The following is a 4,469-nucleotide window of genomic DNA, read 5'->3' as shown; positions in this document are numbered from 1 at the left end:
ATCTTTCATTACGCGCAAATAGGCTCATCCCCTCACGCGAAGTCGAGAATTTTCGATAATCTTTCACGCGCACGCCGGAGCCGCGTCTCCACGGCCTTTCCGCTGATCCCCAGCGCGGCGGCGGTTTCCGCCTGGGACAAGCCCTCCACGGTCCGCAGCAAAAGCGTCTCCTTGAGCGTGGCCGGCAGCTCGGACACCGCGCGCGAAAGCCGCGCAAGCTCTGCGCGATCGAAGGTGATGGCGTCGGCACCCGGCGCCTCGTCCCACTCACTTTCCATCGTCTCGGGCGGCAGCGAAGAAGCGAACGATAATATCTGGCGTATGCGCCGCCGCCGATGCCAGTCGCGGCTCTTGTTGATCGCCACGCGGGCCAGCCACGCAGCGAGCGGCCGATCTCCGTCATATCTTGGCAGGTTCTGAAAGGCGGACGCGAAGCATTCCTGAGTGAGGTCAAGCGCCTCTTCAGCGTCACCGATATGTGCACGGATCAGGCGGTAGACTGGCTCCTGGTGCCGGCGCATGATCTCGGCGAAGGCGGCCTGACGTCCAGCGAGCGTCAAGGCGGCGAGTTCGCCGTCCGTGCAGGCCGCGAGATCAAGGCTCACCGCGCGTCTGCGGTCAGCGCCTTCACCACCGCGCGGTCAAACGTCCTCGCCTGGTCGGGCCGCAGGATCTGCCGCATCGCGAACATATGGTTCAACGTCTCCTTCTGGAGCTCACCCATCGCGCCGTGCGAACGATCGACGGCGGCCGCGACCTGCGGCCCGTTACCATGTTCGGCCTCGATTGCGGCGGCGAGCCGGGCGTTGTCGGCCCTGAGTTCCAGCTCCAAGGCACGCCTTCGAACGGCGAAGTGAGACTCCAGCGTCTGGAGCTTGGTCCGTTGAGCTTCGTCCAGCTCGAGCCCGTCGTGGAGCAAGCTGTGAAGCTCCACGCCCGGGCTCGGCGGTGAAGGAAACAACTCGTGTCCAGCCCACACGCCTGCGACCGCCGCCACGAACGCGACGATGGCGATCAGCATCGTTCTCCGGGCGCTGCCCGTCACTGGAACGCCAGCAAGGTCGAAGGCGCTAGCGGCGCGGCAGGCCCGAAAGGCGTCAGCGTCGGCATCTGCGCAGGCGCCGCTGCGGACGACAATCCGCCGCCCACCACTCCCAAGGCGACCGCGCCTACCGCTGCCAGCATGCCAGTCCGCAGTGTCACTCCGCCGCCGGCGCGCCGCTCCGCCGCGATCAACCGCATGACATCGCCTTCCAGTTCAGCGAGCCGGGGATGAAGCGGCTGCTCGGCAAGGCGGCGCAAGGCGCTGTCTAAATCCATATCCATGTTCATTCCTCCGCCGTGCTCACATCCTTTACGCACGGCCGGCGAACACCCCTCGAATCCGACGTGAACGAATGTCACTAAGCGGGAACGCCCCCGAGCGCCGCGGCGCACTCTTCCATTGCATCCAATCGTTCACAGCTCGCACGCAGGCCGGCGATCCACGCGTCCCGCTGTTTTCAAGTTCCTGATTCACCTTCTATTGGCAGGCCGAGCGCAGCTAGGGCGGCAACCATGGTGTTCGTCAGGTCAAGCGAGGGGGCGACAATGTGTGCGTGGCGGCTGTGGGCAACGGCATGGCCGTGCATATGTCGACGTTTGTCGCGACCAGATAGCGCGATTGGCAACAAGCCGCCGATATTGCTCGTGAGCCGGGCAGCGGCACATGACCATTCCGCTGTCCGCAGGAGTTGGGTGACGGCAAGCGGAATGGTCCAAGAACGGGCAGCGGCGATAGATCGACACTATCGTCTTCTGGAGGAAATGGAGGGGCCATGTCTGTGTCTGCCCCCCCGCCGAGGAGGCGGTTTAGTGCGTGCTGAACAACTACGGTGAAAGCATCCAGCACCAAAGGAAAAGCCTTTGTCTAAAAGCTCATTCTAACCGTCGCTCGCGCGGTTGTCGGCGCACCGGGCATGATGTTGTTGTCGTTGTAGGCGGACGAAAAATAGCCGCTATTAAGGAGGTTCTCGACGTTGATTTGCGCCTCGATGTGGGGGGTGAGCTTGAAGAACGCGGCGGCATCGACGCGGGTGAACGCAGGCAGGACGGCGGCATTGCTGACCGAGGTGAAACTTTTCGATTGGTGGTAGATACCCGCCCCGGCCCCGAGGCGAGGGGTGAAATCGTAGCGGGTCCAGAGCGAAGCCTGCTGCTTGGGCACAAGCGGGACCTCGCGGCCGGCAGGAGCCGCACTCGTTGTCTTGCGGATTTTTGCGTCCTGCAGCGTGTAGCCGGCGCTGATTTGCCATTGGGGTGTGATCGCGCCGTTGAGGCCGATCTCAAGCCCTTTGCTGCGCTGCGCGCCCGTTAGCACCGTCCGCGTGGCGTCGTTGGGGTCGGTCGCGCGGGTGTTGGTGCGATCGAGCCGGTAGACGGCAGCGGTCAGGTTAAGCGTTGGGGAAACATCCCATTTGAGGCCGACTTCGTAATTGTCGAACTTCTCTGGTTCCAGCGCGGCGGTTGTTATGTCGAGCGATGAAAACTGATCGCCCGATTGCGGCAGGAAGGACCGGCTATAGCTGGCGTAGATCGATACAGGTTGCACCGGCTTCAGCACTACCCCAAGGCGGGGAGACCAGAGGGTGTCGGTCCGGCTATAGCTCCGCCCGGCGACGAGATCATCGATGCTGAGCTTGAAGCGGTCGCGGCGAACGCCGCCGATGACATCGACATGTTCGCCGATCGAGATCTGGTCCTGCACATAGAAGGCCGTGGCGTCGGCATTTGTCCGGATAGACCGGTAGCCGGTGTTGGCGGTGGTGCGCAGCGTGACTGGCGGCACCGTGATTCGGTCAGCCAACGCGACAAAGACGCGCCGCCCTCCATTGACGATATCACCACTTCCGAAAAAGCCATTGATCCGCTGGTTGCGCGTGCGCTGATCGCCATATTCGAAGCCGGCGAGCAGCACGTGGCGGACGGGGCCGGTGGTGACGGTCCAGACGAGATCGTTCTGGTTGAGCAGGTTCTTGCGCGTCGTGGGATCGCTATATGCCTCGAGGCCGACGCTCTGGACGGCGCCGCGCGGGGTGGCCGGGGTTACCGCGAAAGTGTTTCGATAGAGCTTGTCATAATCTCCGTAGAGGACGCGACTGGTTACGGTCAGGTTGTCGCTAAACCGATGCTCGATGCGCCCGCTTAGGACCTTAGCCTCGAAATCGCTGACGTTGAATCCCGGCACACCAAAAAAGGTATCGCGAAAACCGGTAAGGGGGCGTGACGGGCTGGTCAGAGAGCCTTGGGCAGCCGAGGGAACGCCTCGATCGATCGTGCGCTTGTCATTGTTGTATTCGAAGCCCAGGTCGATCCGTGTGGTGCCGCCTAGCGATACGGCAAAGGTCGGATTGATCGCGAGCCGGCGTCCGTCGTAGAAGTCCCGGTTGCTGTTGAACTCCTCATAGACGGCGTTCAGTCGAGCCGAGGCGGACTGGCTGATCGGTTGGTTGATGTCGGTGTCGATATACCATGCGCCATATGTATCCGCCGAACCGCTGCTACTGATGAAGGCGTTGGCACCGGGGCGCTTGGTGACGCGGTTGACGATCCCACCCCCACCACCGCGGCCGAAGATCATTGCGTTGGGACCTTTCAGGACCTCGATCCGCTCTGCGTTGTAGAGGCCGCGGTAATATTGCACGTCGTCACGCAGGCCATCGACAAAGAAGTCTGCGGTGCTGTTGTTGCCGCGCAGAATGATCTGATCGCGGTGACCCTCACCCTGAGATATCACCGCGCCGGGGACATAGCGAAGCACGTCGGCGATCGAGCGCATAGCTTGATCGTCAATCTGCGCCTCGGTGATGATCGATGCCGCCTGTGGAACGTCCTTGAGACTGGTCGGAGTGCGGGTGGCGGTGCTGGTCGCATCGACCTGGTAGCCGTCCCGGACGCCGGTGACGATGATTGTTTGGCGTGCGTCCGTAGCCGGGGGAGCTGGCTGGTCCTGGGCCGTTGCGGGCACGGCCATTAATCCAAGGCCTAACGCGCCGCTTAATGTACTTTTTTTCATTTTACCCCTTGCGAATCGTTCTCAATCTGTGCGCCGCCCTATGATATATGCAACTGCTTCGCAATAGCCGATGTCTGACTTGAAAGTGCGTGATGAAGGTAATGGTGCGCATCGACCCCCTAAGTTGGAGACGCCCGAACGGTGTGCCGCCAGATCGGTGAGCAAGCCCTGCCGTCGCTCACCAGATTAGGGGGCGAGTTCGGGATCTCGGCGCCTGCGGTGGTCGTTTCGCTAGCGTCGCGCCTCTATATGTGATAATGTCCTTTATCACACACTCAGGGGCAGGCAGGATGAGGACGAAGAATGCGCGCGGTGCATGACACGATCGAAGGCCCTTTTGCGATTCAGGAGGATTTGGCCGTCTATGGCCTCATCACCCAGGGCGCGACCTTGTGTGAGGGGATCAAGCTGGTCC

General features: G+C 62.1%; 4 protein-coding genes. All 4 read right to left on the bottom strand.

From position 1 onward, the window contains the following. Positions 1-32: 32 nt before the first annotated feature. The 4 genes from KAY22_RS25065 to KAY22_RS25050 all read right to left on the bottom strand — a co-directional run bounded on the left by KAY22_RS25065 (position 33) and on the right by KAY22_RS25050 (position 4,012). Entirely contained in the window at positions 33-605 is a 573-nt protein-coding gene (locus KAY22_RS25065) for an RNA polymerase sigma factor (RefSeq protein WP_185708014.1), read from the bottom strand. Next, positions 602-1,021 carry a periplasmic heavy metal sensor gene (locus tag KAY22_RS25060; protein ID WP_185708016.1) on the bottom strand — a complete coding sequence of 140 codons (420 nt, stop codon included), beginning with the start codon at positions 1,019-1,021 and terminating at the stop codon, positions 602-604. The genes KAY22_RS25065 and KAY22_RS25060 overlap by 4 nt, the downstream gene beginning before the upstream one ends. 20 nt (positions 1,022-1,041) lie before the next feature. Then, entirely contained in the window at positions 1,042-1,326 is a 285-nt protein-coding gene (locus tag KAY22_RS25055) for a hypothetical protein (protein ID WP_004212939.1), read from the bottom strand. 583 nt (positions 1,327-1,909) lie between these two features. Next, on the bottom strand, positions 1,910-4,012 hold the full coding sequence (locus tag KAY22_RS25050) for a TonB-dependent siderophore receptor (RefSeq protein ID WP_296625838.1): 2,103 nt from the start codon (positions 4,010-4,012) through the stop codon (positions 1,910-1,912). Positions 4,013-4,469: the final 457 nt, after the last annotated feature.

This window comes from Rhizorhabdus sp., assembly GCF_018006725.1.
In the GTDB taxonomy this organism is placed as follows: Bacteria; Pseudomonadota; Alphaproteobacteria; order Sphingomonadales; family Sphingomonadaceae; genus Rhizorhabdus.
The sequence above is the reverse complement of the archived record's forward strand: the minus strand, read 5'-3'. Positions and strand labels throughout refer to the sequence as shown.

What these genes read in the sequence shown, in the direction of transcription:
- KAY22_RS25055 (WP_004212939.1), bottom strand. Translation starts at nt 1,326, where the DNA reads ATGGATATGGATTTAGACAGCGCCTTGCGCCGCCTTGCCGAGCAGCCG.
- KAY22_RS25060 (WP_185708016.1), bottom strand. Translation starts at nt 1,021, where the DNA reads ATGCTGATCGCCATCGTCGCGTTCGTGGCGGCGGTCGCAGGCGTGTGG.
- KAY22_RS25050 (WP_296625838.1), bottom strand. Translation starts at nt 4,012, where the DNA reads ATGGCCGTGCCCGCAACGGCCCAGGACCAGCCAGCTCCCCCGGCTACG.